This window comes from Citrobacter sp. KH_055_1, from assembly GCF_057838705.1.
Window position 1 is genome coordinate 3,086,206 of the sequence record NZ_CM174473.1, and the last position, 26,223, is coordinate 3,112,428.

Genomic DNA, 26,223 nt, shown 5'->3' on the forward strand with positions numbered 1-26,223 from the left:
CCGCAGCGTGAAACCGTTAACGAGCCAGCGAGGTTAATCTATCAAGTAATACGTCAGGCTGGTCACCCGACAGATGCGCATCAACAGGGAGGTACCACCAGTTATCCTCGGCAAAGGCGCGACATTTCACCGCGTCTTTTTCCGTCATCACCAGCGTTTGTCCGGCAACTAATAATGCACTGACGTCACTGTAGGTCAGAGACTGATGGTCTGCCAATGGGACACATTTCTGTGGGTTAGCCCCGCATGCCGCCAGGGTGGCAAAGAAACGCGGGGGATGGCCAATCCCAGCCATAGCAACAATATTGGGTAACAGCGCAACGTCGCAGCGCTCGCCGGTGCGTAAATTAACGGCCAGCCCCGGCTCAAGGCGCATCGGAATTTCTCCCGCCTGCGGAATACCACCGTTGACGATAGCCGCATCCACCGATTTAAGCCGATCCGCTCGCTCCCGCATAGGCCCCGCGGGAAGCCACCAGCCGTTGCCAAACCGACGTTCACCGTCAATCACCACGATTTCAACATCGCGCGCCAGGGCATAATGCTGCAGACCATCGTCCGTGACGATAATCTGCACGTCATGATGAGCAAGAATGGCTTTTACCGCATCGGCTCTTACCGGAGAAACAGCAACCGGCACGCCGGTACGCTGGAAGATCAGTACCGGTTCATCGCCCGCTTCTGCCGTCGTGGTGTCCGCCGTCAGCAACAGCGGGTACGCCTGCGCTTTTCCGCCATAGCCGCGAGAAACTACGCCCACACGAATGCCGCGTTGCTGCAGGTGTTCAACCAACCAAATAACGACTGGCGTTTTACCATTGCCGCCAGCTGTAAGGTTTCCAACTACCACAACCGGCACCGGTGCGCGCCATGCACGTTTAAGCCCAAGCGTATAGCATAAGCGGATCACCCCGCTCACCAGACCATATAGCCAGGAGAGCGGAAGTAACAACCGCCACAGCGGCGATTCACCGGACCAGATACGCGCGATCATTGACCAAATTGCATTTTGTGTAATTGCGCATACACACCGCGCTGTTCAAGCAGTTCGCTATGGGTGCCGCGTTCAACAATCAGCCCGTCTTCCACAACGACAATCTCATCCGCCTGTTCGATGGTCGAAAGACGGTGCGCAATGACCAGCGAGGTGCGGTTCTTCTGCAGTTCATCAAGAGCCGCCTGGATAGCGCGTTCGGATTCGGTATCCAGCGCCGACGTCGCTTCATCCAAGATCAGAATCGGGCTGTCGCGCAGCAAGGCACGGGCGATAGCAATACGCTGGCGCTGACCGCCGGAAAGCAGCACGCCGTTCTCGCCGATGACCGTATCCAGACCATCATCCATCTTGTTGATGAAGTCCATGGCGTAGGCCATACGCGCCGCTTCTTCAATCTGTTCGCGGCTGTAGATATCCGTACGTGCGTAAGCGATGTTATTGGCAACCGTGTCGTTAAACAGGTGCACGTTCTGCGAGACCAGCGCAACCTGATCGCGCAAGGCCGCCAGGGTATATTCACGCAGATCGTGTCCATCCATCAGAATTTGCCCTTCATCAATGTCATAGAAGCGCGTAATCAGACTGGCGATGGTGGATTTACCTGAACCTGAACGCCCAACCAGCGCAACGGTTTTTCCTGCCGGAATATGCAGGTTGATGTTACGCAGTGCAGGCACTTCACGACCCGGATAGGTAAAGGTGACGTTACGGAACTCTAAATCGCCGGTCGCACGTTCGATAACGCGTTTACCTTCGTCTTTTTCCTGTTCGCTATCCAGAATAGTGAACAAGGTCTGGCACGCCGCCATACCACGTTGGAACTGGGCGTTGACGTTAGTCAGAGACTTCAGCGGACGCATCAGGGCGATCATTGAGGAGAAGACCACCGTGATGGTCCCTGCCGTCAGGTTTTCCATGACGCTGGGGAAACTGGCTGCATACAATACGAAAGCCAGCGCCAGCGACGCAATCAACTGAATGATTGGATCGGAGATAGAAGACGCGGAAACCATCTTCATGCCCTGTAAACGCATCTTGTTACTGACTTTATCAAAACGTTTGGTTTCGACTTCCTGACCACCAAAAATCAAGACTTCTTTGTGGCCTTTCAGCATCTGCTCCGCACTGGTCGTCACTTGCCCCATAGTGTTTTGCATATTCTTACTGATGCTACGGAAACGCTTGGAAACCACGCGGATCGCAATCGACACAATGGGTGCCAGCACAATCAGAATTAATGACAGCTGCCAGCTGTAATAAAACATCATGATAAACAGGCCAATAATCGAGGCCCCTTCACGCACTACGGTGATCAGTGCGCCAGAAGACGATGACGCAACTTGCTCTGAATCATAGGTAATACGAGACAGTAACGTACCGGTTGATTGTTTATCAAAAAAAGCGACGGGCATGCCCATCATATGACCAAACAGGCGGCGGCGTATGGTCATTACCACTTTGCCTGACACCCAGGAAATACAGTAGCTGGAGACGTAGCTGGTTAAGCCACGTACTACCATCAGTCCAATGACCACCAGTGGCATCCACATCAGCACCGAGCGATCGGCTTTACCAAAACCATCATCCAGTAATGGTTTAAGGAGCGATAGCATGAAGGTATCGCTGGCCGCGTTCAGGACTAACGCTATACCCGCCACGATCAGACCCGATTTAAAAGGCGCTATGGTCGGCCATAGTCGGCGAAACGTCTGCCACGTAGAGAGATCTTTATCGTTATGCATTCAAAAAACCAGCATTTGTTAGAATAGCCGTATATTCTACCCGTTATCCTCCGGCACGCCAAACCACTGATGATACCAACGAGGTAAAATCTGATCCCGCAAACTGCGTATCCGCCAATTTCCCGGGAAAAAGTCTAGTGTAACCTGCCCCTGATGAGGCGTGTCCAACCATTGGTAACTCTGCTGCTGATAGCGTTGCTTCACTTTCCAGGAAGGCAGACGCCAGGCGTTATAGCGTGAAGCTGAGGCTACCGCCACCTGCCCAGCAACCCGCTGAACAAACGCTAATGACGATGAAGTATTGCTGCCATGATGCGGTACCTGAATAAAAGTGGACTGCAGATGCTGCCAGTAATGACTTAGCATTTTTTGTTCTGCAGGAGATTCAATATCACCGGTCAGCAGAAAACTGCGCTTGCCGTCGTCAACTCTCACCACACAGGAATGGTTATTCCCCCGATCGTTAGTCCCACGGAGCGGCCAGTGAGCGCTGAACTTTAATCCCTGCCATTGCCAGCTCTCGCCGCGAAAACAGGGTAAATGGCCTTTCCATCCTAGCGGGCTTCTCACCCACATTGCTGGCCAGGTTTTCAGTAACGAGTCCATTCCCCCCCGATGGTCCAGATGTTCATGGCTCAACACGATCCCTTCAGGTGTCAGGTTGTGCCAGCGTAACCAGGGGATGATCAACTGCTGTGCGCTATCACCCCCAGGCCATGCCAGCCCGGTATCGTAGAGGATTGCTTTACCATTACGGGCGATGACCATTGCCAGTCCTTGCCCAACATCCAGCATATACACCTGCCACACTTGCGTTCGCGCAGGTCGCCAGAATGGCAAGCTCAACAAAAGCACTGCCGAAATGCAGACCACCGGTAAGGTACGCCATGCATTCAGTCGCCATGCAACGAGCATCACCCAGGGCGATAACGAAAGCCATTGCCAGCGTTGGTCAATGTTGATCCAACCTTCTGGCAGACTATTGAGCGCCCAGAATAAGAGTGCCAGCGATCGATCGGCCAGATACCAGCACCCGGTCTCGACAACCAGCGGCCCGGTTAAGTGCACAATCATACCCGCGAGTATCAGCGGGACAGAAACAAACGTGACCAACGGTACGGCAAACAAATTGGCCAGAAATGAGGTCAGGCTGATACCGTGAAACAGGGCGATTTGCACTGGCAGAAGCAGGAGCGTGATACCTAACTGGAGATGCGCCAGCTCGAGAACTACGCGTCCCACACGGGAGAGTGACCATTCGGGCAGTGGAAACCATTGATACCAGAATATCAGTGCCGCAACGGCAAACGCGGACAACCACAGGCTTTGTGAGAGAACAGCAACGGGATCAACCATCACAATTGCAGCCAGACAGCATGTCCAGACAGCCCACCCACTCCACTGCCGCCCGCTCAGTTTAAGCGCACCCCAGACAATCAGTGCAACCACGGTGCGTAATGCGGGAGGCTGTAGCCCTGTTAACCATGCATAAAACGTCGCACAGGCGATTCCGCCCACCAGCGGAACCTGCCAGGCGATCCAGCGGGTTGGCATAAAAAATTGCCCACCGCGAATTAGCCCGGCGGCTAAAAGCGCGGCAAAGGCAATATGTAGCCCGGAAATAGCCATCAAATGCGCCGTTCCGGTGTCGCGCATAATGGTTTTCACCTCTTGCGAAACAGAGAGTCGCTCCCCCATTCCCAGGCCCAGTATCACCTGCTGCCAGGGATAAGCGGATAACGTTGTATTCAACGAAGAGAGATAACGGGCACGCAGGCTACACTGTGGCGAAATGACACTTGCCTGCAGGAAGCGTCCCGTCAGCGGTTGATGCTGTGCTAACGCATAGCGCTGGCTATCAAATCCCCCTTCATTTAATTGGCCGTGTACCGCGCGAACCTTAAGCGTCATCGCCCATTTCTGACCCGCACAAACCTCACCAGGTAAGTATTGTCCATACAGTACGATCCCCTGCGCCGGAAATATTCGTCTCCCCTGCAGGTGGGTAATCTGTCCATAGTGCGTGGTCATATGGTCAGTGCCGGTTATTTGTACTATGGCCTGCTGAGTGTTAGCGGGGAGCGTATTGCCCGCCCAGGTAGCGTCTTTCGCCGCCAGTATTCCCCAGAGAAAGAACAACAGCGTTAACCCGGCATAATGCAGATACTTGTGCGGAATAAGACAGAGCACACACGCCAGGCAAAACAGGCCGCTGACGTACAGCATTTCGGGCAGTGAGGGTAATACCGTAAGCGGGAGAATACCGCACAATGCACACGAACTGACCGTTGTTATTTTCACAAAACACCTCCCTGTTACAGGAAGTGTGCAGGACAACGCAGCGGTTGTCTGGCAGCAATTTTTCGTTTTCCGGCGTGTGTTCTGCTGTTATTACGCGAAGGATGTAATGTGCAATTTAACTGAGAGGCGGGTTCCAATATGGGCAAGCAGAAATGAAAAAAGCACCCCTACAGGTGCTTTTCTCGACGTTAAGTTTTGTGAAAAACTTAGCCGTAAATATTGGCGCGATCGCGCAGCTCTTTACCCGGTTTAAAGTGCGGAACATATTTTCCTTCCAGATCCACTTTATCGCCAGTCTTCGGATTACGTCCGGTACGTGGTGCGCGGTAATGCAGAGAAAAACTACCGAAACCGCGGATTTCAATACGCTCGCCCTGCGCCAGAGTCGAGGCCATATGTTCCAGCATCTCTTTTACCGCGTCTTCAACCGCTTTCGCGGGAATGTGAGGCTGCTGGGTTGCAAGTCTTTCGATCAATTCTGACTTGGTCATGATTCCTCCGGTTCCTTAAAGGCAAAATTAGCTGCTGCATTGATTAAGGGCGGCCGTAGCCGCCCTTTGTCATTGATTACAGGACGAATCCTGTAATCTGTCAAGCTACTCGTCACCCTTTGTGCTGTTAATAGCACAAAGGATTTGAAGCACTCGATATTACTCGCCTTTAGCTGCTTTGAAAGCTTCAGCCATTGCGTTGTTAGAGAAGTTTGCATCTTCCTGTTTGTTAACAGTTGCGATTGCATCTTTCTCATCAGCTTCGTCTTTAGCACGAACAGACAGGCTGATTGCACGGTTCTTACGATCAACGCCGGTGAATTTAGCTTCAACGTCGTCGCCTACGCTCAGAACCAGAGTTGCATCTTCAACGCGGTCACGTGAAGCTTCAGAAGCGCGCAGGTAACCTTCAACGCCGTCAGCCAGTTCTACGGTTGCGCCTTTAGCGTCAACTGCAGTCACTTTACCGTTTACGATTGCGCCTTTCTTGTTCAGTGCAACCCAGTTGTTGAACGGATCTTCTGCGAGCTGTTTAACGCCCAGAGAGATACGCTCACGTTCTGCGTCAACCTGCAGAACAACTGCTGCGATTTCGTCGCCTTTTTTGTATTCACGAACTGCTTCTTCGCCTGCAACGTTCCAGGAGATGTCAGACAGGTGAACCAGGCCGTCGATGCCGCCGTCCAGGCCGATGAAGATACCGAAGTCAGTGATAGACTTGATTTTACCTTCAACACGGTCACCCTTGTTGTGGGTTTCCGCGAACTGCTGCCATGGGTTGTTTTTGCACTGCTTCAGACCCAGGGAGATACGACGACGTTCTTCGTCGATATCCAGAACCATAACTTCCACTACGTCGCCAACGTTAACAACTTTGGACGGGTGGATGTTTTTGTTGGTCCAATCCATTTCGGAAACGTGAACCAGGCCTTCAACGCCTTCTTCGATTTCAACGAAGCAGCCGTAGTCGGTCAGGTTGGTCACGCGACCAGTCAGTTTGGTACCTTCCGGATAACGCTTAGCGATAGCTACCCATGGATCTTCGCCCAGCTGTTTCAGGCCCAGAGATACACGAGTACGCTCGCGGTCGAACTTCAGCACTTTAACAGTGATTTCGTCGCCAACGTTTACGATTTCGCTCGGATGCTTAACGCGTTTCCATGCCATGTCGGTGATGTGCAGCAGGCCGTCAACGCCACCCAGATCAACGAATGCACCGTAGTCAGTGAGGTTCTTAACGATACCTTTAACTTCCATGCCTTCCTGCAGGTTTTCCAGCAGCTGATCGCGTTCTGCGCTGTTTTCGGATTCGATAACGGCACGACGGGAAACAACGACGTTGTTACGTTTCTGATCCAGCTTGATTACTTTGAATTCAAGCTCTTTGCCTTCCAGGTGCAGCGTGTCGCGGACCGGACGAACGTCTACCAGGGAACCCGGCAGGAACGCGCGAATACCATTCAGCTCAACAGTGAAGCCACCCTTGACTTTGCCATTGATAACACCAGTAACGGTCGCAGCTTCTTCGTAAGCTTTTTCCAGCGTGATCCAAGCTTCGTGACGTTTAGCTTTTTCACGGGACAGCAGAGTTTCACCGAAGCCGTCTTCTACTGCATCCAGAGCAACGTCAACTTCGTCACCAACCTGGATTTCCAGCTCGCCCTGGGCGTTTTTGAACTGCTCTGCCGGAATGGCAGACTCAGATTTCAGACCGGCGTCAACCAGTACGATATCTTTGTCGATAGCAACAACAACACCACGAACGATGGAACCCGGACGGGTTTCAATTGTTTTTAAGGATTCTTCAAATAGTTGAGCAAAAGATTCTGTCATGTTTAATCTTCAGGTTTCATATTTAACGTCCACCTGGCTCCATGCCGGATGGGGTTGTTTAACATACCCGCTAACACTCCATTGCTACGGGGGTACTGCAAATTCGGTCGCACTTAAGCGAGTGCCAGTTTTTGGCGCGCGTATTGTAACGCTTTTTCAATCACTTGCTCAATGCTTAATCGGGTTGAATCCAAAACTAAGGCATCAACAGCAGGAACTAACGGCGCTACCGCACGGTTTCGATCGCGGTCGTCGCGTTCTTCGATCTCGGCCAAAAGGCGTTCAAAGTTAACACTAAAGCCCTTCTCCTGCAACTGTAGCATACGTCGATGCGCACGTTCTTGCGAGGAAGCGTCCAGAAAAATTTTCACCGGCGCGTCAGGGAATACCACGGTCCCCATGTCGCGTCCGTCAGCGATTAATCCCGGTGCTTCACGGAAGGCGCGTTGACGACGCAACAGCGCTTCGCGCACACGGGGAAACGCAGCAACCTGAGAGGCGGCGTTTGCCACTTCCTGAGTGCGGATTTCACCGCTAACATCTTCACCTTCCAGGATAACTTCCAGATTGCCGTCTGTTGAGATAAAACGCACATCCAGATGTGACGCCAGCGGGACCAGCGCATCTTCAGAGGCGACATCAACATGGTGATGTAACGCCGCAAGCGCCAGTACACGATAAATCGCGCCAGAATCTAACAGATGCCACTGCAATGCTTCCGCCATTGCTTTGCACAAGGTGCCTTTACCTGCACCGCTTGGGCCATCAATGGTAATAACCGGGGCAATTGCCGTCATCTTTTTCTCCTTAAACAGGCATACGTTAACGTAAACGCCGCGCATTATACGCGCCAACGTCAACGATCGTTATCTTTGTGTGAAAAATACAGAATCATTGAAGCTGAGTGTAGAATAAATGGGCAATCGAGGATGTCAGAATGTGCCGCACGTGGTAGTGCGGCCATCAAATCAGGCAGGTGTACTAATACGTGCCAACTGTTCGAAATAATCCGGGAAGGTTTTGGCCGTGCATTTAGGGTCAAGAATAGTGACTGGCGTGTCAGACAGCGCCACCAGCGAGAAACACATCGCCATGCGGTGATCGTTATAGGTCGCAATATCAGCAAATGTTAACGTAGCAGGTGGCGTGATACGGATAAAATCATGCCCCTCTTCCACTTCAGCGCCCACTTTACGCAGCTCCGTTGCCATCGCAAATAAACGGTCTGTCTCCTTGACTCGCCAGTTGTAGATGTTGCGAAGAGTCGTGGTGCCTTTCGCAAACAGCGCCGCGGTAGCAATCGTCATCGCCGCATCCGGAATGTGGTTCATATCCATATCAATGGCGTGTAATTCCCCGTGCGTACAGGCAATGAAATCATCTCCCCACGTCACGGTCGCGCCCATTTTTTCCAGCACATCGGCAAAGCGAATATCGCCCTGCATGCTGTTGCGGCCAATCCCGGTGACTTTCACCGTACCGCCTTTAATCGCTCCGGCGGCAAGGAAATACGAGGCCGATGACGCATCCCCTTCCACCAGGTATGCGCCAGGGGACTGGTACTGCTGTCCACCTTTGACAACAAAATGTTGGTAGTCCTGGTTCTCAATCTCAACGCCAAAGGTTTTCATCAGGTTTAGCGTAATATCGATGTAAGGTTTTGATACCAGCTCGCCTTTAATTGCGATCGTCGTATCCTGCGGCGCCAGCGGCGCGGTCATCAGCAACGCGGTGAGGAACTGGCTGGACACGCTACCGTCCACGTCAACCTGGCCACCGATAAAACCACCGCGCAGTCGTAAAGGCGGATAGTTTTCCTGCTCCAGGTAATCTATGTTTGCGCCCCCCTGGCGTAGCGCATCGACCAGATGGCCAATCGGGCGCTCTTTCATACGCGGTTCACCCGTCAGCACAATATCGTTGTGCCCCAGACACAGCGCAGCCGCCAGCGGACGCATCGCGGTGCCGGCGTTGCCAAGAAACAGTTCGACTGCACCTTCGGCCTGTAACGCGCCGCCGTTACCGATGATTTCGCAGCGGGTACGATCGGCAGAAAGGGTATAACTAATCCCTAACGCATTCAGCGCGTTAAGCATATGGCGGACATCATCACTGTCCAGCAGGTTGGTCAGGACAGTGGTGCCATTTGCTAATGCAGCCAGCAGCAAAGCGCGGTTAGAAACACTTTTAGAACCAGGCAGATTGATGGTGCCATCTACCCGCGCAATGGGTTGTAACGTCAGGGATTCCATGAAACTTAACTCTCAAAAACAGATATAAAAACCCCACAGGCTGGCTGTGGGGATGAAAAATAGCAGCAGATTAGCCGCGGCGACGCTCGAAATCGATCATGAAATCGGTCAACGCTTTCACGCCTTCAAGCGGCATTGCATTGTAGATAGACGCGCGCATCCCACCGACCACACGATGCCCTTTCAGCGCATGCAGACCGGCAGCAAAAGACTCTTCCAGGAACAGTTTATCCAGTGAGCTGTCAGCCAACTGGAAAGGAACGTTCATGCGCGAGCGGTTAGACTCCGCAACGTCGTTACGATAGAAATCACTGTTATCAATGACGCCGTACAACAGTTCCGCTTTTTGCTGGTTAATTTTGTCCATTGCGCTGACGCCGCCTTGCGCTTTCAGCCACTTAAAGACCAGACCAGAGAGGTACCAGGCAAATGTCGGCGGCGTGTTAAACATCGAGTCATTGTCGTTCAGGACGGTGTAATCGAGGATCGACGGGCAGGACACGTGCGCTTTGCCGAGTAAATCTTCACGTACGATGACGATCGTCAGACCCGCTGGGCCGATATTTTTCTGCGCGCCGGCGTAGATTACGCCATAGCGGCTAACATCAAGCGGCCCAGACAAGATGGTGGAAGACAGGTCAGCGGTCACCACAACGTTACTGGCAAAATTCGGCGTCTCATCGATTGCAATACCATCAATGGTTTCGTTCGGGCAATAGTGCAGATAAGCCGCATTGTCAGAAAGCTGCCATTCACTCATTGGCGTGACCGCCCGCAGGCCGTCAACGGTGACTTTGGCATCAATCACGTTTGGTGTGCAGTATTTCTTCGCTTCTTTAATGGCGCTGGCTGCCCAATAACCGGCATCGACGTAATCTGCCGTGGTCTTATCGCCTAAAATATTGAGCGGGATCCCGGCGAACTGACCGCGACCACCGCCATGGCAGAACAACACTTTGTAGTTGGAGGGAATGCTGAGGAGATCGCGAAAATCCTGCTCTGCTTCCTCTGCGACCTGGATAAACTCTTTACCACGGTGGCTAATTTCCATCACCGACGTGCCAAGACCATTCCAGTCGCGGAGATCCTGTTGAGCCAGTTTAAGTACGTCCGCCGGTAGCATTGCCGGACCTGAACTAAAATTGAAGACCTGAGTCATTTCCCCTCACCACGTTGTGTTGTTATCCGGTCAACATCCTGTCGTTGGCAATAATTCCTGTGACAGACATTGGGTATATGTTTTTCCTGTGGATATCGGTTTTATCATTCAGCGACACGCGCCGCAATGGGTAATACGGGTCAGGGGAAAAATGTGTCATTCGTCACACAACAGAATCTATCGGATTGACGGCTCAAAACCGATATTTTCGCTGTCAGGTGACCCGTTTTGCCCGACTGGCCTTCGTCCATTCTGGATTTGCACAGCGCGGACATAATTGATGATCCCCAGCGCGCATGTGAATAACTTCACTACAGCGTACGCAGGCATAATCCCCTGCCGCCGGTACCACCTTAAAGCGTTGCGTACAGTGTTTAGGCAGAATGCTGAGACCGGGTTTGACGTCTTCATCGGCAAAGAAATAGACGCTGATTTGCCCGTTTGTCTCCAGAATAGCGAGCTTCACCTGCCCTAATTGCTCTACACCGTTCAACCGCAATTCCATAAAAAACTCGAATTCCGTCATATTGGCGTTATTGAGCTTCGACCATGACAGTTCGCCGTCTTCGATGATCACCAGCGGTTTACCCTCCAGCAGATCCTCCAGCTTTTCACTGTGTGCCATCAGCCACATCACTAAGCGATACAGCAGCGCCAGGGTAATGAATACCACCAGCACCGGTAGCAGCGGAACATCGTCATAAAACGCCACATCTCCCGCTGCCGACCCCAGCGTCAGGATAATCAACACTTCAAAAAGCGACATCTGGCGTACACCACGCCGCCCCGTGAGCTTTAAAAACAGAAAAACCAATATAAAGGTATACAAGCTGCGCAGCGCCACCTCACCCAGAAACTCCATGGGCACTTTATCCAGCGCCATACGGTGTAAATCGAATGCTTTCATTTTGTACTCTTAACGTGGGTTATCGTGTGAAAGCATAGTCAACGCTTTTATTTGCGTCACCGCAGTGGCGGCGATAGCGCCATTCATATAAAACCCGTATCATTGCGCGCTTTCCGTACGACAAAAGTGATTTTCATGACGCAAACATTTATTCCCGGCAAAGATGCCGCGCTGGAAGATTCCATCGCCCGCTTCCAGCAAAAATTACTCGACCTTGGTTTCCAGATTGAAGAAGCCTCATGGTTAAACCCCGTTCCTAACGTTTGGTCTGTGCATATTCGCGATAAAGAGTGCGCACTGTGTTTCACCAACGGTAAAGGCGCGACGAAAAAAGCGGCGCTGGCTTCCGCGCTGGGCGAATATTTTGAGCGTCTGTCCACCAACTACTTTTTTGCCGATTTCTGGCTGGGTGAAACTGTCGCTAACGGTCCATTCGTGCATTATCCGAACGAAAAATGGTTCCCGTTAACCGAAGAGGATGACGTTCCAGAAGGTCTGTTGGATGCCCGTCTGCGCGCGTTCTACGATCCGGAAAATGAACTGACCGGCAGCATGCTGATCGACCTGCAGTCAGGCAATGAAGAACGCGGCGTTTGCGGTCTGCCGTTTACCCGCCAGTCTGATAACCAAACCGTGTACATTCCGATGAATATCATTGGCAACCTGTACGTTTCCAACGGAATGTCTGCCGGTAACACCCCAAATGAAGCACGCGTTCAGGGGCTTTCTGAAGTCTTTGAACGTTATGTGAAGAACCGCATTATCGCAGAAAGCATCAGTCTGCCGGAAATCCCAGCCGACGTGCTGGCGCGTTACCCGGCTGTGGTCGAGTCCATCGCCAAACTGGAAGCCGAAGGGTTCCCAATTTTCGCCTATGACGGCTCGCTGGGCGGCAAATACCCGGTTATCTGTGTAGTACTGTTTAACCCGGCTAACGGGACCTGCTTTGCGTCATTTGGCGCCCACCCGGACTTCGGCGTGGCACTGGAGCGTACCGTCACTGAACTGTTGCAGGGCCGCGGTCTGAAAGATCTTGATGTCTTTATGCCCCCGACCTTTGATGATGAAGAAGTGGCTGAGCATACCAACCTCGAAACCCACTTCATCGATTCCAGCGGCCTGATCTCCTGGGATTTGTTCAAGCAAGATGCCGATTATCCGTTCGTTGACTGGAATTTCTCCGGCACTACGGAAGAAGAGTTCGCCACCCTGATGGCTATCTTCAAAACCGAAGATAAAGAAGTGTATATCGCTGATTACGAGCATCTGGGCGTGTACGCCTGCCGCATCATCGTTCCGGGGATGTCCGATATCTATCCGGCTGAAGATCTGTGGTTAGCGAACAACGGTATGGGCACACATCTGCGTGAAACCATTCTTTCTCTGCCGGGCAGCGAGTGGGATAAAGAAGACTATCTCAGCCTGCTCGAACAACTGGATGAAGAAGGTTTTGACGACTTTACCCGCGTACGTGAGCTGCTGGGTCTGGCAACAGGTTCAGACAACGGCTGGTCTACGCTGCGTATTGGTGAGCTGAAAGTGATGCTGGCATTGGCCGGCGGTGACCTGGAGCAGGCACTGATTTGGACCGAATGGACAATGGAGTTTAACGCATCGGTCTTTAGCGCCGAACGCGCCAACTACTACCGTTGCCTGCAAACGCTGCTGCTGTTGTCGCAGGAAGACGATCGCCAGCCGCTGCAGTATCTGAACGCTTTTGTCCGTATGTACGGTGCCGATGCGGTTGAAGCGGCGAGTGCGGCATTAAGCGGAGAAGCGCCGTTTTATGGCCTCCAGTCCGTCGATAGCGATCTGCAGGCTTTCCCGGCGCATCAGTCTCTGCTGAAAGCCTATGAAAAACTGCAGCGTGCAAAAGCAGCATACTGGTCAAAATAATGGCAATTAGCCTGCTCTGAGTAGGCTTCAACAATTGACTACGCTATATTACGGGGCGCATTTTGTGCCCCGTTTTTTTTATTTTTGCTTAATCAAAAATAAATGTAAAAACAAGGTTAAAAATTAGTAGTTGATATTAAAAAAAATAGCTTGATAGTGTTGCATTTTATCTCAATTACTCCATTTTAATTAACCGCTCAACGGGAGGCGAAAGGAAAAAATTCAACTCACTTTATAATTTTTAAAATTTATTTTTACTATAATAATCAAAAAGTTACTCCGTAATCGCATAAAAACCATGCGTCTTGCGGGCCTATAAGCCAGGCGAGATATGATCTATATCAAATTCTCATCTATAATGCTTTGTTAGTATCTCGTCGCCGACTTAATAAAGAGAGAGTTAGTGTGAAAGCTGACAACCCTTTTGATCTTATACTTCCTGCTGCTATGGCCAAAGTTGCCGAAGAAGCAGGCGTCTATAAAGCAACGAAACATCCGCTTAAGACGTTCTATCTGGCAATTACTGCCGGTGTGTTCATTTCAATTGCCTTTGTTTTCTATATCACCGCCACGACCGGTACTGGAACAATGCCTTTCGGTATGGCCAAGTTGATCGGTGGTATCTGCTTTTCCCTGGGACTGATTCTTTGTGTTGTCTGCGGCGCTGACCTCTTTACTTCAACCGTACTGATTGTTGTCGCTAAGGCCAGTGGACGTATTACCTGGGGCCAACTGGCAAAAAACTGGCTCAACGTTTATGTTGGCAACCTGGTAGGTTGCTTGCTCTTTGTGCTACTGATGTGGCTTTCCGGCGAATATATGACCGCTAACGGCGCATGGGGGCTAAATGTCCTGCAAACCGCCGATCACAAAGTGCATCACACCTTTGTTGAAGCCGTCAGCCTCGGTATTCTGGCAAACCTGATGGTGTGCCTGGCCGTATGGATGAGCTACTCAGGCCGTAGCCTGATGGACAAAGCGTTTATCATGGTATTGCCGGTCGCAATGTTTGTTGCCAGCGGTTTTGAGCACAGTATCGCAAACATGTTTATGATCCCTATGGGTATCGTAATACGCGATTTCGCCACACCGGAATTCTGGACCGCTGTCGGTTCTTCTCCGGAGAATTTTTCACACCTGACCGTGATGAATTTCATCACCGATAACCTGATTCCGGTTACGATCGGTAACATTATCGGCGGCGGTTTGTTAGTCGGGTTGACATACTGGGTCATTTACCTACGTGGTAACGATCATCACTAATTTGTTGATGCCCATTACACGTAGTAAATAAAAAATCCACTTAAGAAGGTAGGTGTTACATGTCCGAGCTTAATGAAAAGTTAGCCACAGCCTGGGAAGGTTTTACCAAAGGTGATTGGCAGAATGAAGTAAACGTCCGTGACTTCATTCAGAAAAACTACACTCCGTATGAGGGTGACGAGTCCTTCCTGGCTGGCGCAACTGACGCGACCACCAAGCTGTGGGACAGCGTGATGGAAGGCGTTAAACAGGAAAACCGTACTCACGCGCCTGTTGACTTTGACACCTCCGTTGCTTCTACCATCACTTCTCACGATGCTGGCTACATCAACAAGCAGCTTGAGAAAATCGTTGGTCTGCAGACTGAAGCTCCACTGAAACGTGCGATCATTCCGTTTGGCGGCATCAAAATGGTTGAAGGTTCCTGCAAAGCGTACAATCGCGAACTGGACCCGATGCTGAAAAAAATCTTCACCGAATACCGCAAAACCCACAACCAGGGCGTATTCGATGTTTATACCAAAGACATTCTGAACTGCCGTAAATCCGGTATTCTGACTGGTCTGCCAGATGCGTATGGCCGTGGCCGTATCATCGGTGACTACCGTCGCATTGCGCTGTACGGTATCGACTACCTGATGAAAGACAAGTACGCTCAGTTCGTCTCTCTGCAGTCCGATCTGGAAAATGGCGTAAACCTGGAAGCAACTATCCGTCTGCGTGAAGAAATTGCTGAACAGCACCGCGCACTGGGTCAGATCAAAGAAATGGCGGCTAAATATGGCTGCGATATCTCTGGTCCGGCTACCAACGCTCAGGAAGCTATCCAGTGGACCTACTTCGGCTACCTGGCCGCTGTTAAGTCTCAGAACGGTGCAGCAATGTCCTTCGGTCGTGTATCCACCTTCCTGGATGCATACATCGAACGTGATATCAAAGCAGGCAAAATCACCGAACAAGACGCTCAGGAAATGATTGACCACCTGGTCATGAAACTGCGTATGGTTCGTTTCCTGCGTACGCCTGAATATGATGAACTGTTCTCCGGTGACCCGATTTGGGCAACTGAATCAATCGGCGGTATGGGCGTTGACGGCCGTACTCTGGTTACCAAAAACAGCTTCCGCTTCCTGAACACCCTGTACACCATGGGTCCTTCTCCGGAGCCGAACATCACCGTTCTGTGGTCTGAAAAACTGCCTCTGAACTTCAAGAAATTCGCCGCTAAAGTGTCTATCGATACCTCTTCTCTGCAGTATGAGAACGATGACCTGATGCGTCCGGACTTCAACAACGACGATTACGCTATCGCTTGCTGCGTAAGCCCGATGGTTGTTGGTAAACAAATGCAGTTCTTCGGTGCGCGTGCAAACCTGGCGAAAACCATGCTGTACGCAATCAACGGCGGCGTTGATGAAAAACTGAAAATCCAGGTTGGTCCGAAATCTGAACCAATCAAAAGTGACGTTCTGAACTTCGACGAAGTGATGGAACGTATGGATCACTTTATGGATTGGCTGGCTAAACAGTACGTCACCGCACTGAACGTCATCCACTACATGCACGACAAGTACAGCTACGAAGCCGCTCTGATGGCGCTGCACGACCGTGACGTTGTTCGCACCATGGCGTGTGGTATCGCAGGTCTGTCCGTTGCTGCTGACTCCCTGTCTGCAATCAAATATGCGAAAGTTAAACCGATTCGTGACGAAGACGGTCTGGCTATCGACTTCGAAATCGAAGGCGAATACCCGCAGTTTGGTAACAACGACTCTCGCGTTGATGACATGGCGGTTGACCTGGTAGAACGTTTCATGAAGAAAATTCAGAAACTGACTACTTACCGTAACGCTATCCCGACTCAGTCTGTTCTGACCATCACCTCTAACGTTGTGTATGGTAAGAAAACCGGTAACACCCCAGATGGTCGTCGTGCTGGCGCACCGTTCGGACCGGGTGCTAACCCAATGCACGGCCGTGACCAGAAAGGTGCTGTTGCCTCTCTGACCTCCGTTGCTAAACTGCCGTTTGCTTACGCTAAAGATGGTATCTCTTATACCTTCTCTATCGTTCCGAACGCACTGGGTAAAGACGACGAAGTTCGTAAGACCAACCTGGCAGGCCTGATGGACGGTTATTTCCATCACGAAGCGTCCATCGAAGGTGGTCAGCACCTGAACGTGAACGTCATGAACCGTGAAATGCTGCTGGACGCGATGGAACATCCTGAGAAATATCCTCAGCTGACCATCCGTGTATCGGGTTATGCAGTACGTTTTAACTCCCTGACTAAAGAACAGCAGCAGGATGTTATTACTCGTACTTTCACTCAGACCATGTAATTGGTTTTGACTGAAATCACGCGTTAAATGTCGTACAATAAAGGCTCCACGTAAGTGGGGCCTTTTTAGCAACTAAGTCTCTTTCGTCAGCTATCTATACTTATGGATGACTGCCAAAACAGACTCGACACAGTTAATAACTGTGCACTCACTCTGGCCCCGGATGGGCCACATCTGGAGATACACCGCAATGTCAGTTATTGGTCGCATTCACTCCTTTGAATCCTGTGGCACCGTAGACGGCCCGGGCATCCGCTTTATTACCTTCTTCCAGGGCTGCCTGATGCGCTGCCTGTATTGCCATAACCGTGATACGTGGGACACGCACGGTGGTAAAGAAGTCACCGTCGAAGAATTGATGAAAGAAGTGGTGACCTATCGCCACTTTATGAACGCCTCCGGTGGCGGCGTAACGGCATCCGGTGGTGAGGCTATTCTGCAGGCCGAATTCGTTCGTGACTGGTTCCGCGCCTGTAGAAAAGAAGGTATTCATACCTGTCTCGACACCAACGGTTTTGTCCGCCGCTACGATCCGGTGATTGATGAACTGCTGGAAGTCACCGATCTGGTGATGCTCGACCTCAAACAGATGAACGACGAAATTCACCAGAACCTGGTCGGTGTGTCTAACCATCGTACACTGGAGTTCGCACGCTATCTGTCTAACAAAGACATCAAGGTGTGGATCCGCTACGTCGTCGTACCAGGCTGGTCTGACGATGACGACTCAGCACACCGTCTGGGCGAGTTTACACGTGATATGGGCAACGTCGAAAAAATCGAATTACTGCCTTACCATGAGTTGGGTAAACACAAATGGGTGGCGATGGGCGAAGAATATAAGCTGGATGGCGTTAAGCCACCGAAGAAAGAAACCATGGATCGCGTGAAAGGTATCCTGGAACAGTATGGTCATAAAGTGATGTATTGAGTTTACATCCTTGTAAAACGGCTGCCTAACATGGTGGCCGTTTTGTTATCTGCACTTACCTCTTCGGCAAACGGGTCACAACACAGGAAAGGACGTCATGCGGTTATTCATCTCAGGAGTGTTACTGTTGTCTGCCCAGGCCGCGAATGCCGCCAGCAACTGCGATATTAATGCCATCATCCAGCACGCCTGGCCGGATGCCAGGACAACGTCGCAAGGCACCATCACTCAAGATAACCGGGTCATTACCACCCACAGTGATTCACCCAAAAGCGCGATTTGCCGCATCTGGCCAGCGCACCCTGAGCTGACGCTGGCCGCTGTACCATTAATGACACAGCAGTATAGCGATTACGATAACGTCGGCGATATGGAGCTTCTGGTGCTCGATTCCACCACACTCGACGTAAAACAACGATTACGCCTGCCAGAGAGAATGAGCGACGATGCCATTCGCATCACCGGCCTGGCACTTGATACCGCTCGCTGGAAGGTTACGCCTGAACAGACCGCATTCGGCTTGCGTATCTCCCGCACCGGCAGTTCTCGGGTCAATCCATTTAGTGAAACGGCACTTTCGCTGTATGTCATCGACAATAATCAGCTCCGGCCAATACTAAACGGTATCGTGCTGGAAAATAGCAGCGGAGAATGGGATGGCAACTGCGAGGGAACCTTCAGCGACAGTAAACGCAGCCTGGCGCTGGATACCGGTTCGCAGAATGGGTATGTTGATATTCGGGTAACCGAGAAAAGCGTGGCATCCACGAGCTATGTTGATGCCAATGAGCAATGCGCAGCGAAAGATAAACCGGGTAAAGCCAACTGGTTACTGCGCTATGACGGTCACCAATATACCATTCCCGACGAACTTGCCCCGCTGTCCTGAGCCGCCAGAAGGAGATAGCCTGGCTATCTCCTTCTTATTATCGCTCGTTTAACTCTTCCTTCTCGCCAGCAGCGGGAAAATTAAGCCCAATCCGACCAGTACAAACGGTGTCACAATGTTCAGCGTCAGCTGGAAAGTCCACTCCGGGGTAAAGGCTTCCATTTTTGGAAAAATCCCGGTAACGCAAGCAAATGCCGTGAAGGCAAAACACCATCCTCCGACGGTTAATGCCAGCGTTTTGTTGCGAATAAAGACATATTCTGACTTATATTTCTGCGCCAGCCGAATAACGGCAATAAATGCCACGAACACCCATAAATAACGCAATGGCATAACAACTGAGTTGAGATTCAGCAACCATTTATACAAATTATTCATGTCACCAATACCCAGCGTCGGCAACATAATCAGAATCGCGACTAATACTAACGTTAATATATAACCGTTCACCGGTGTGCCGGACGCATTCGTACGGCACAAACGCGCAGGAATATATCGACTGTCCGCATCACCCAGCAGGACTTTAAGCGGCGCATCGATAGAAAACACCAACGCAGCAATCTGCCCCAGCGTGTTGGCAACCGCATAAATGACCATCAGCGTGTTACCCATCCCGTAATACTCGCCCAGTTTCTGGAAAGCATAATATTGACCATTGGTCATTAAATCATCGGGAATATGCCGGGAGTCAAACATCATCCCCATTGCCAGCGAGCCGAGAATTGCACATACCGCCACCATAATCGCCAGAATCAACATCCCTTTCGGGAATTCTTTGCCTGGATTGCGAGTCTGGTTAACGTAAGGTGAAATTTTTTCCGCGCCACCCACCGCGAAGACCAGCATCGAAATCGTCGTGATATAGGTAAAATCAATATGCGGAATGAACGATTCCCAGGTGATGTTGGTGGTAGCAATCTCAACATCCGTAATTGCCGGCGCGGTTACCGCCATCACGACATACAGAATCGACATCACAAACATCGCAATTCCCGCCACGGAACCCACAATTTTCAGTGACTTCATCCCACGGGATGCAACCCACATGAAGAAGACAAACAGCGCCAGCGTCAGCCCCTGTAACGCCACGACGGTGTATTCTTTAATGAGTGACCCATCCCCCTTCAGCGCCCAGCCCAGGGCAATCAGGATAGCTTGCGGTTTCTGCGCCAGGTAAGGAATATGCACTACCCAGTAAGTCCATGCGGCAAGGTAAGCCAGCCCCGGCCCCATGGTGTGTTTAATCCAGGTACTGACGCCACCTTTCCCCTCTTTAAACGTGGAGCCAAGCTGCCCGACGATCAGTGCGTAAGGGATAAAATAGAGCGCAAAAATAAAAATCCAGGAGGAGACAACGACTAATCCCTGATTAGCATAGTTGTTTACAACGTTGCCAAACCCCCAAACGGTAATAAACGACATCAAGGCGATGTTGTACCATCGCAACTGTTTTTCCTGTGCACCGGCCATACGCGATCCTTCGTGGGGTTATTTTAAATATCAATAAATGAGGCGAGGGATTATGCGCGGTAAAATGAACGGGCGGAAATGGCAGAATGTAAAACTATAACCTTCTGCACAGTTTATTTTTCAGCAAAGATGAGGGGGAATTAAATACGGTGGATTCTCACCAAACATACATAATTTGTATGAATGGAAACCCACCGTAATCGTTAAATAGCTTCAGATATGTGCCACGGAATTGGGCTTGTGTCCTGTTTTACGCAGCAGCATCAGTAAATAAATAAACGACACGCTGGCGATCATGATAAACAACAGGCTATCTGAGAAGTTCTGCATCAGCATCGCGGTAAATGACGGCCCCAGCAGGCTCCCCACGGTATAGCTTAATAACAATGCCTGGTTCATGGCAACCAGTTGATGATGTTCCACTTTTTCGCAGGCCCAGGCCATTGCCACTGGATAGAGCGTAAAACCGGCCGCACCTAACATGAACAACGCAGGGGCCATTGCCGCCTGATTCAGCATCGCAATGCTACCGAGGATCACCACAAAGACCTGAACGCGTAAAACCAGCAGGCGACCTAATTTATCCGCCAGACGACCAATCGGCCATTGTCCCAGAATACCAGCGCTGACCATCACCGCCATCCAGAAACCAATGCTGGCGTTACTGGCCCCCTGATGATTAAGGTACAGCGGCATCAAGCCATACAACGAGCCCAGCACAATACCGGAGATAATGCAGCCATTCACGCCCAGTCGCGCCTGACGAAGTCTCAACATCGATGCTATCGGCGTCGAATGTTGTTCCTCGCTTTGCTGATTCATAATGCGGGTAAAGAGCAGTGGTAATACGCCTGCCAGAATCGTGCCAGTGACCCACGGCAAAACGCTCATGAGATCTGTCGAGACTTTACTGACTAACAGCTGCCCTAAAAACGTTCCCACGTAATAGACCATCATATAGGCAGCCAGTAAGCGTCCGCGGTTGCGAGAGGTCCCGCTGCACATCAGCGCGCTTTCCACCACCACCCAAATCATGGCACAGCCGACACCGGCGATAAAACGCCAGGTCATCCAGCTCCAGAATCCCACCATCACACCCAGCCCAATACACCCCACGGCGAAGATAAACGAGGCAATGTAATAGCTGCGGTTGAAGCCAAGATGTCTGATTAAATACCCGGTCAGCAACGTCCCCACCAGATTACCGGTGAAATAAGACGAACTGACCACACCCACCTGCCAGGTCGGGAGATTTTCATGGGCGAGCCAAAGCGGGACGAGCGTGTTTAACACGGCGATCGCCAGGGTCAGCAGCAGTAGCCCGCACAGCAATAGCATAACGGGTCGGGTATAGGTAGACATGAATAAAAACCGTGAGGAAGTTCAAATTTCATGCGCATCATGCCACTGCCAAAAACATTGTCAATCGGCGCAATCAGGGGCCTGAGGCGCTTTCATGACGATCGATTCGTATTACTGATTCTTAATATGAATGGATAAAAAAGAGGAAAACACATCTGTTTGTTTTAATTGATCTAAAACAAAATTATCGCGTTTCGTTCAGTCGAAATATTTCATGGATGTATCGCATTTTTTATTTGCCGAATGGCGCCGTTAGTTGCGCCATTCGGCATTCTTTAGATCAGCTGGCAACCGCCATGCCCACGGTCATATGCAGACCGTAGAACACACCGCGCCCGATCAGCTCACCGACAAGCAGCAAAATAAACGCCACTGACAGTAACGGTACGGCCGGTTGGTAGCCTTTAACCTGCGGCACAACCCAGCAGCACAGCGCCAAAGCCAGTGCCGCAATACGCCACGCCATCAGCGAGCCGTAGTCCGGTACCAATGCAGATGCCTGCTGAACAGAACTGTGAATAGTCGCCAGTTCAGCGCCCTGCATCACCGCCATGATAGCACTCACCACCAGCGCAAATATGGAAATCGCCGGCAGCAGGCGCATTGCCCAGCCGTCTACTCCAGCCACGCGCAGCAGCAGATAACCTAACAGCGGCCCACCCAAAAACAGCGTCAGGAAGAAGCCCAGCGGCGTCCAGAGGCTGTACCAGGTTGGGATCGTATCAATGGTGTTATACACCCGCACCATCATCCAAACGAAAACCACGCCCAGTACCATAGTGACGATTAGCCACAGAGTACGTAACGCAGACGACATTTTTTTCAATGTCGCCATCAGCCAGCCGATACCGCCCACCGCGAAGAACAGCGAACCGCTGGCAATTTCGTTACTCAGTGCAGAGGCTCCGATACGGTTAAGGGAGTTAAAAGCACGCATCGGCGATCCCAGGTGCAGCATGGAGGCAATAAAGCCGATGCCCATTAACACCCACAGGCCCAACATACAGGCAACGACGCGCTGCTGTGCGTCGGGACGTAATCCCCCTTTCATCAATGCCAGCGCCAGAACAATAAAACCGCCAACCACGCACTGCCCGAAGACCGTGAAGATCATCAGCGGCCACTCATGCCATCCACTTCCCATCTTACACCTCCTTCGGATTAGCCAGATAACCCGTGGTATCCCCGGTCGGGCGGCTATTGGCATTAGGTTTGATTACAATGCTAGGTTTGGTGAAATGTGCGCCCGGTAGTGGCGCAACCGCCGCCAGCTCACCGTGTTTTTTGCGCAGTTCATCAATCGGACCAAAATCCAGCGCGCGCAATGGACAAGATTCGACGCAAATCGGCTTTTTGCCCTCGGCCACACGGTCGTGGCAGCCATCACACTTGGTCATATGCCCTTTGGCCGCATTGTACTGTGGCGCGCCGTAAGGACAGGCCATATGGCAATAACGACAGCCAATGCACACATCCTCATCGACGACCACAAAACCGTCTTCACGCTTGTGCATCGCGCCACTCGGACATACCTTGGTACACGCCGGGTCTTCACAATGGTTACACGCAATAGACAGGTAATAGGCAAAGACGTTCTGGTGCCAAACGCCGTTGTCTTCTTGCCAGTCGCCACCGGCATATTCGTAAATACGGCGGAAGCTGACATCCGGGGTTAAATCTTTGTAGTCTTTGCAGGCCAGTTCGCAGGTTTTGCAACCGGTGCAACGGCTGGAATCAATAAAAAATCCATACTGGGTTGTCATCGGTTACTCCTTACACCTTTTCAACCTGAACAAGGTTCGTATGTGACGGGTTCCCCTTCGCGAGCGGAGAAGGACGCTGGGTCGTCAGCACGTTGATGCAGCCGCCCTGATCCACACGTTTCATATCCGGGTCATACCAGGCTCCCTCACCTAGCGCTACCACGCCCGGCATCATACGCGGCGTCACTTTCGCCTCGATATGCACCTCGCCACGCTCGTTAAAGATGCGTACCTTGTCGCCGTTGCTAATACCGCGTCGTTGCGCATCCAACGGGTTGATCCACATTTCCTGGCGGCAGGACGCTTTCAGTACATCCACGTTGCCATAGGTCGAGTGAACGCGAGATTTGTAGTGGAAGCCCGTCAACTGCAGCGGGAATTTATCCGCCAGCGGATCGCTTAAACTTTCAAAGCCCGGGGCGTAAACTGGCAATGGATCGATCACATCGTCTTCAGGCAATTCCCAGGTGGCCGCAATGTCTGCCAGCGCCTGAGAATAAATTTCAATTTTGCCCGATGGCGTTGTGAGCGGGTTGGCTTGAGGATCCTCACGGAACGCTTTGTACGCCACATGATGTCCTTCTGGATCGCGCTGTTTAAAGATTCCCTGCTTGCGGAACTCTTCAAACGTAGGCAGTTCAGGTATCGCTTTGCGCGACTGTTCATACAAATGACGCATCCACTCTTCCTGAGTACGGCCTTCCGTAAACTGCTGCTCAACGCCAAGGCGCTTCGCCAGTTCGCTGGTCATTTGGTAGATGGTCTTGCATTCAAAGCGAGGTTTGATGGCCTGATCGGTGAAAATCACATACGACATATTCCCGCAGGAGGCATCCAGCGCGAAGTCCATTTGTTCAGACGCTGTGCAGTCTGGCAGCAAAATATCCGCGTATTTCGCCGAGGACGTCATGTGGCAATCAATGACGACAATCATCTCGCACTTCTTATCATCCTGCAGGATTTCATGCGTGCGGTTGATATCAGAGTGCTGGTTAATCAGACAGTTACCAGCATAGTTCCAGATCATCTTAATGGGCACATCAAGCTTATCTTTACCGCGAACACCGTCACGCAGTGCCGTCATTTCCGGGCCGCGCTCAATGGCGTCCGTCCACATAAACATCGAGATACTGGTTTCAACCGGGTTTTCCAGCGTCGGCATACGTTCAAACGGCAGATCATAAGAGCCTTCACGCGCACCGCTGTTGCCACCATTAATACCGACGTTACCGGTCAGGATAGCCAGCATAGAAATAGCACGGGTGGCAATTTCACCATTGGCGTGACGCTGTGGTCCCCAACCCTGACTGATGTAGGCAGGTTTGGCGCTGCCAATTTCACGTGCCAGCTTAACGATGCGTTCCGCAGGAATACCGGTTATCTGCGCGGCCCATTCCGGGGTCTTCGCGATACCGTCTTTACCCTGACCTAAAATGTAAGCCTTATAGTGGCCATTCTTTGGTGCGCTCGCCGGGAGAGTTTTCTCGTCATACCCCACGCAGTATTTATCGAGGAACGGTTGATCAACCATATTTTCGGTAATCAACACGTACGCCAGGCCATTGACCAGTGCCGCATCGGTGCCCGGACGAATCGGGATCCATTCATCTTCACGACCCGCACCGGTGTCCGTGTAGCGCGGATCGATAATAATCATTCGCGCATTGGATTTCTGCCGTGCCTGTTCAAGGTAATACGTCACCCCGCCACCGCTCATGCGGGTTTCACCAGGGTTATTACCAAACAGAACAACCAGTTTACTGTTTTCGATATCAGACGGACTGTTACCGTCCGCCCAGCCGCCGTAGGTATAGTTCAAACCAGCCGCGATTTGTGCAGAAGAGTAATCCCCGTAGTGGTTCAGATAACCACCACAGCAGTTCATCAGACGAGCGACCAGCGTTTTACCCGGTGGCCATGAGCGTGTCATGGTTCCGCCCAGCGTACCGGTGCCGTAGTTCAGGTAGATAGACTCGTTGCCGTAGTCTTTGATCAGGCGCTGCATGTTGGTGGCGATGATGTCATAGGCCTCATCCCAACTGATGCGCTCAAACTTACCTTCACCGCGCTTACCCACGCGCTTCATTGGGTATTTCAGCCGATCCGGATTATAGACACGACGGCGCATAGAGCGGCCGCGCAGGCAGGCTCTAACCTGGTGCAGGCCGTCATAATTGTCATCGCCGGTGTTGTCGGTTTCAACATATTTGATTTCACCGTCCACCACGTGCATACGCAGCGGACAGCGGCTACCGCAGTTCACCGTACAGGCGCTCCAGATCACTTTCTCATTGATCTGCGCCGGATTAATGGCTTCTGCAGCATTGGCAATACGGGTAAATGGCAGGGTAAACGCGCTGCTGGCCATCGCCAGCCCGCCTATCGCCGTCGTTTTGACCAAACCGCGACGACTCACCTCAGCTGCCAGCACGGCATCGGGGATCTTAGTTTTCATAGTGGCTCACTCTGCTGCTCACAATAAATAAACAAACGCTGTATAGATACTTATATATCGATATTATCGTTATACAGACTGATAAATAGTGAATTTGCGTAAAGACAGAGATAAATACTGACTTTCATTCGAAGGTAGTATTACCACTAATGGGGTAAGGGTTATTGTTC

The 26,223-nt window shown here is 51.4% G+C and carries 19 protein-coding genes; 5 read left to right on the top strand and 14 right to left on the bottom strand.

What is annotated here, in order from left to right:
* Positions 1-16 precede the first annotated feature (16 nt).
* The 9 genes from lpxK to AC3ITF_RS14720 all read right to left on the bottom strand — a co-directional run bounded on the left by lpxK (position 17) and on the right by AC3ITF_RS14720 (position 11,682).
* Positions 17-994: a tetraacyldisaccharide 4'-kinase gene (lpxK, locus tag AC3ITF_RS14680; protein ID WP_137362374.1), complete on the bottom strand. Its 978-nt coding sequence runs from the start codon at positions 992-994 to the stop codon at positions 17-19.
* Positions 991-2,739 carry a lipid A ABC transporter ATP-binding protein/permease MsbA gene (msbA, locus tag AC3ITF_RS14685; protein WP_489175791.1) on the bottom strand — a complete coding sequence of 583 codons (1,749 nt, stop codon included), beginning with the start codon at positions 2,737-2,739 and terminating at the stop codon, positions 991-993. Before msbA ends, lpxK begins: the two co-directional genes overlap by 4 nt.
* A 36-nt stretch (positions 2,740-2,775) precedes the next feature.
* The gene (locus tag AC3ITF_RS14690; protein ID WP_489175792.1) at positions 2,776-5,040 is read right to left on the bottom strand and encodes a ComEC family protein; all 2,265 of its coding nucleotides are present in this window, start codon (positions 5,038-5,040) and stop codon (positions 2,776-2,778) included.
* Positions 5,041-5,246: 206 nt separating this feature from the next.
* Positions 5,247-5,531, bottom strand: coding sequence for an integration host factor subunit beta (ihfB, locus tag AC3ITF_RS14695; protein ID WP_003035780.1), 285 nt, complete (start codon positions 5,529-5,531; stop codon positions 5,247-5,249).
* 159 nt (positions 5,532-5,690) lie between these two features.
* Positions 5,691-7,364 (bottom strand): 30S ribosomal protein S1, encoded by a 1,674-nt coding sequence (gene rpsA, locus AC3ITF_RS14700; RefSeq protein ID WP_096757679.1) that lies wholly within the window; start codon positions 7,362-7,364, stop codon positions 5,691-5,693.
* A gap of 113 nt (positions 7,365-7,477) precedes the next feature.
* Positions 7,478-8,161, bottom strand: a complete 684-nt coding sequence (gene cmk, locus AC3ITF_RS14705) for a (d)CMP kinase (RefSeq protein ID WP_489175793.1) — start codon at positions 8,159-8,161, stop codon at positions 7,478-7,480.
* A 171-nt stretch (positions 8,162-8,332) separates the two neighbouring features.
* On the bottom strand, positions 8,333-9,616 hold the full coding sequence (gene aroA / locus AC3ITF_RS14710) for a 3-phosphoshikimate 1-carboxyvinyltransferase (RefSeq protein WP_181619009.1): 1,284 nt from the start codon (positions 9,614-9,616) through the stop codon (positions 8,333-8,335).
* A 70-nt stretch (positions 9,617-9,686) separates the two neighbouring features.
* A complete protein-coding gene (serC, locus tag AC3ITF_RS14715) occupies positions 9,687-10,775 on the bottom strand; it encodes a 3-phosphoserine/phosphohydroxythreonine transaminase (RefSeq protein ID WP_135912328.1) in 1,089 nt (362 codons plus the stop codon).
* Positions 10,776-10,989: 214 nt separating this feature from the next.
* Complete coding sequence (locus tag AC3ITF_RS14720; protein WP_117341710.1) at positions 10,990-11,682, bottom strand: DUF421 domain-containing protein; 693 nt, start codon at positions 11,680-11,682, stop codon at positions 10,990-10,992.
* Positions 11,683-11,817: 135 nt separating this feature from the next.
* Here AC3ITF_RS14720 and ycaO point away from each other — a divergent pair, with 135 nt between their 5' ends.
* The 5 genes from ycaO (at position 11,818) to AC3ITF_RS14745 (ending at position 19,003) form a co-directional block, all read left to right on the top strand.
* Entirely contained in the window at positions 11,818-13,578 is a 1,761-nt protein-coding gene (ycaO, locus tag AC3ITF_RS14725; RefSeq protein ID WP_115258945.1) for a 30S ribosomal protein S12 methylthiotransferase accessory factor YcaO, read from the top strand.
* Between the two features lie 405 nt (positions 13,579-13,983).
* Positions 13,984-14,841, top strand: coding sequence for a formate transporter FocA (gene focA, locus AC3ITF_RS14730; protein WP_135322512.1), 858 nt, complete (start codon positions 13,984-13,986; stop codon positions 14,839-14,841).
* Positions 14,842-14,900: 59 nt separating this feature from the next.
* The gene (pflB, locus tag AC3ITF_RS14735) at positions 14,901-17,183 is read left to right on the top strand and encodes a formate C-acetyltransferase (RefSeq protein ID WP_096757685.1); all 2,283 of its coding nucleotides are present in this window, start codon (positions 14,901-14,903) and stop codon (positions 17,181-17,183) included.
* 190 nt (positions 17,184-17,373) lie between these two features.
* The gene (pflA, locus tag AC3ITF_RS14740) at positions 17,374-18,114 is read left to right on the top strand and encodes a pyruvate formate lyase 1-activating protein (protein WP_096757686.1); all 741 of its coding nucleotides are present in this window, start codon (positions 17,374-17,376) and stop codon (positions 18,112-18,114) included.
* Positions 18,115-18,211: 97 nt separating this feature from the next.
* A complete protein-coding gene (locus AC3ITF_RS14745) occupies positions 18,212-19,003 on the top strand; it encodes a PA3715 family protein (RefSeq protein WP_164496606.1) in 792 nt (263 codons plus the stop codon).
* Positions 19,004-19,051: 48 nt separating this feature from the next.
* Here AC3ITF_RS14745 and AC3ITF_RS14750 read toward each other — a convergent pair whose 3' ends face one another.
* The 5 genes from AC3ITF_RS14750 to dmsA all read right to left on the bottom strand — a co-directional run bounded on the left by AC3ITF_RS14750 (position 19,052) and on the right by dmsA (position 26,053).
* The gene (locus AC3ITF_RS14750) at positions 19,052-20,473 is read right to left on the bottom strand and encodes an APC family permease (protein ID WP_096757687.1); all 1,422 of its coding nucleotides are present in this window, start codon (positions 20,471-20,473) and stop codon (positions 19,052-19,054) included.
* A gap of 213 nt (positions 20,474-20,686) precedes the next feature.
* Positions 20,687-21,835 carry an MFS transporter gene (locus AC3ITF_RS14755; protein ID WP_096757688.1) on the bottom strand — a complete coding sequence of 383 codons (1,149 nt, stop codon included), beginning with the start codon at positions 21,833-21,835 and terminating at the stop codon, positions 20,687-20,689.
* Between the two features lie 280 nt (positions 21,836-22,115).
* A complete protein-coding gene (locus tag AC3ITF_RS14760) occupies positions 22,116-22,979 on the bottom strand; it encodes a dimethyl sulfoxide reductase anchor subunit family protein (RefSeq protein WP_489175794.1) in 864 nt (287 codons plus the stop codon).
* Position 22,980: 1 nt separating this feature from the next.
* Positions 22,981-23,598 (bottom strand): dimethylsulfoxide reductase iron-sulfur subunit DmsB, encoded by a 618-nt coding sequence (gene dmsB, locus AC3ITF_RS14765; protein ID WP_096757690.1) that lies wholly within the window; start codon positions 23,596-23,598, stop codon positions 22,981-22,983.
* Between the two features lie 10 nt (positions 23,599-23,608).
* Positions 23,609-26,053 (bottom strand): dimethylsulfoxide reductase subunit A, encoded by a 2,445-nt coding sequence (gene dmsA / locus AC3ITF_RS14770; protein WP_117341707.1) that lies wholly within the window; start codon positions 26,051-26,053, stop codon positions 23,609-23,611.
* Positions 26,054-26,223 lie beyond the last annotated feature (170 nt).

What these genes read in the sequence shown, in the direction of transcription:
- lpxK (WP_137362374.1), bottom strand. Translation starts at nt 994, where the DNA reads ATGATCGCGCGTATCTGGTCCGGTGAATCGCCGCTGTGGCGGTTGTTA.
- msbA (WP_489175791.1), bottom strand. Translation starts at nt 2,739, where the DNA reads ATGCATAACGATAAAGATCTCTCTACGTGGCAGACGTTTCGCCGACTA.
- ihfB (WP_003035780.1), bottom strand. Translation starts at nt 5,531, where the DNA reads ATGACCAAGTCAGAATTGATCGAAAGACTTGCAACCCAGCAGCCTCAC.
- rpsA (WP_096757679.1), bottom strand. Translation starts at nt 7,364, where the DNA reads ATGACAGAATCTTTTGCTCAACTATTTGAAGAATCCTTAAAAACAATT.
- cmk (WP_489175793.1), bottom strand. Translation starts at nt 8,161, where the DNA reads ATGACGGCAATTGCCCCGGTTATTACCATTGATGGCCCAAGCGGTGCA.
- aroA (WP_181619009.1), bottom strand. Translation starts at nt 9,616, where the DNA reads ATGGAATCCCTGACGTTACAACCCATTGCGCGGGTAGATGGCACCATC.
- serC (WP_135912328.1), bottom strand. Translation starts at nt 10,775, where the DNA reads ATGACTCAGGTCTTCAATTTTAGTTCAGGTCCGGCAATGCTACCGGCG.
- AC3ITF_RS14720 (WP_117341710.1), bottom strand. Translation starts at nt 11,682, where the DNA reads ATGAAAGCATTCGATTTACACCGTATGGCGCTGGATAAAGTGCCCATG.
- ycaO (WP_115258945.1), top strand. Translation starts at nt 11,818, where the DNA reads ATGACGCAAACATTTATTCCCGGCAAAGATGCCGCGCTGGAAGATTCC.
- pflB (WP_096757685.1), top strand. Translation starts at nt 14,901, where the DNA reads ATGTCCGAGCTTAATGAAAAGTTAGCCACAGCCTGGGAAGGTTTTACC.
- pflA (WP_096757686.1), top strand. Translation starts at nt 17,374, where the DNA reads ATGTCAGTTATTGGTCGCATTCACTCCTTTGAATCCTGTGGCACCGTA.
- AC3ITF_RS14745 (WP_164496606.1), top strand. Translation starts at nt 18,212, where the DNA reads ATGCGGTTATTCATCTCAGGAGTGTTACTGTTGTCTGCCCAGGCCGCG.
- AC3ITF_RS14750 (WP_096757687.1), bottom strand. Translation starts at nt 20,473, where the DNA reads ATGGCCGGTGCACAGGAAAAACAGTTGCGATGGTACAACATCGCCTTG.
- AC3ITF_RS14755 (WP_096757688.1), bottom strand. Translation starts at nt 21,835, where the DNA reads ATGTCTACCTATACCCGACCCGTTATGCTATTGCTGTGCGGGCTACTG.
- AC3ITF_RS14760 (WP_489175794.1), bottom strand. Translation starts at nt 22,979, where the DNA reads ATGGGAAGTGGATGGCATGAGTGGCCGCTGATGATCTTCACGGTCTTC.
- dmsB (WP_096757690.1), bottom strand. Translation starts at nt 23,598, where the DNA reads ATGACAACCCAGTATGGATTTTTTATTGATTCCAGCCGTTGCACCGGT.
- dmsA (WP_117341707.1), bottom strand. Translation starts at nt 26,053, where the DNA reads ATGAAAACTAAGATCCCCGATGCCGTGCTGGCAGCTGAGGTGAGTCGT.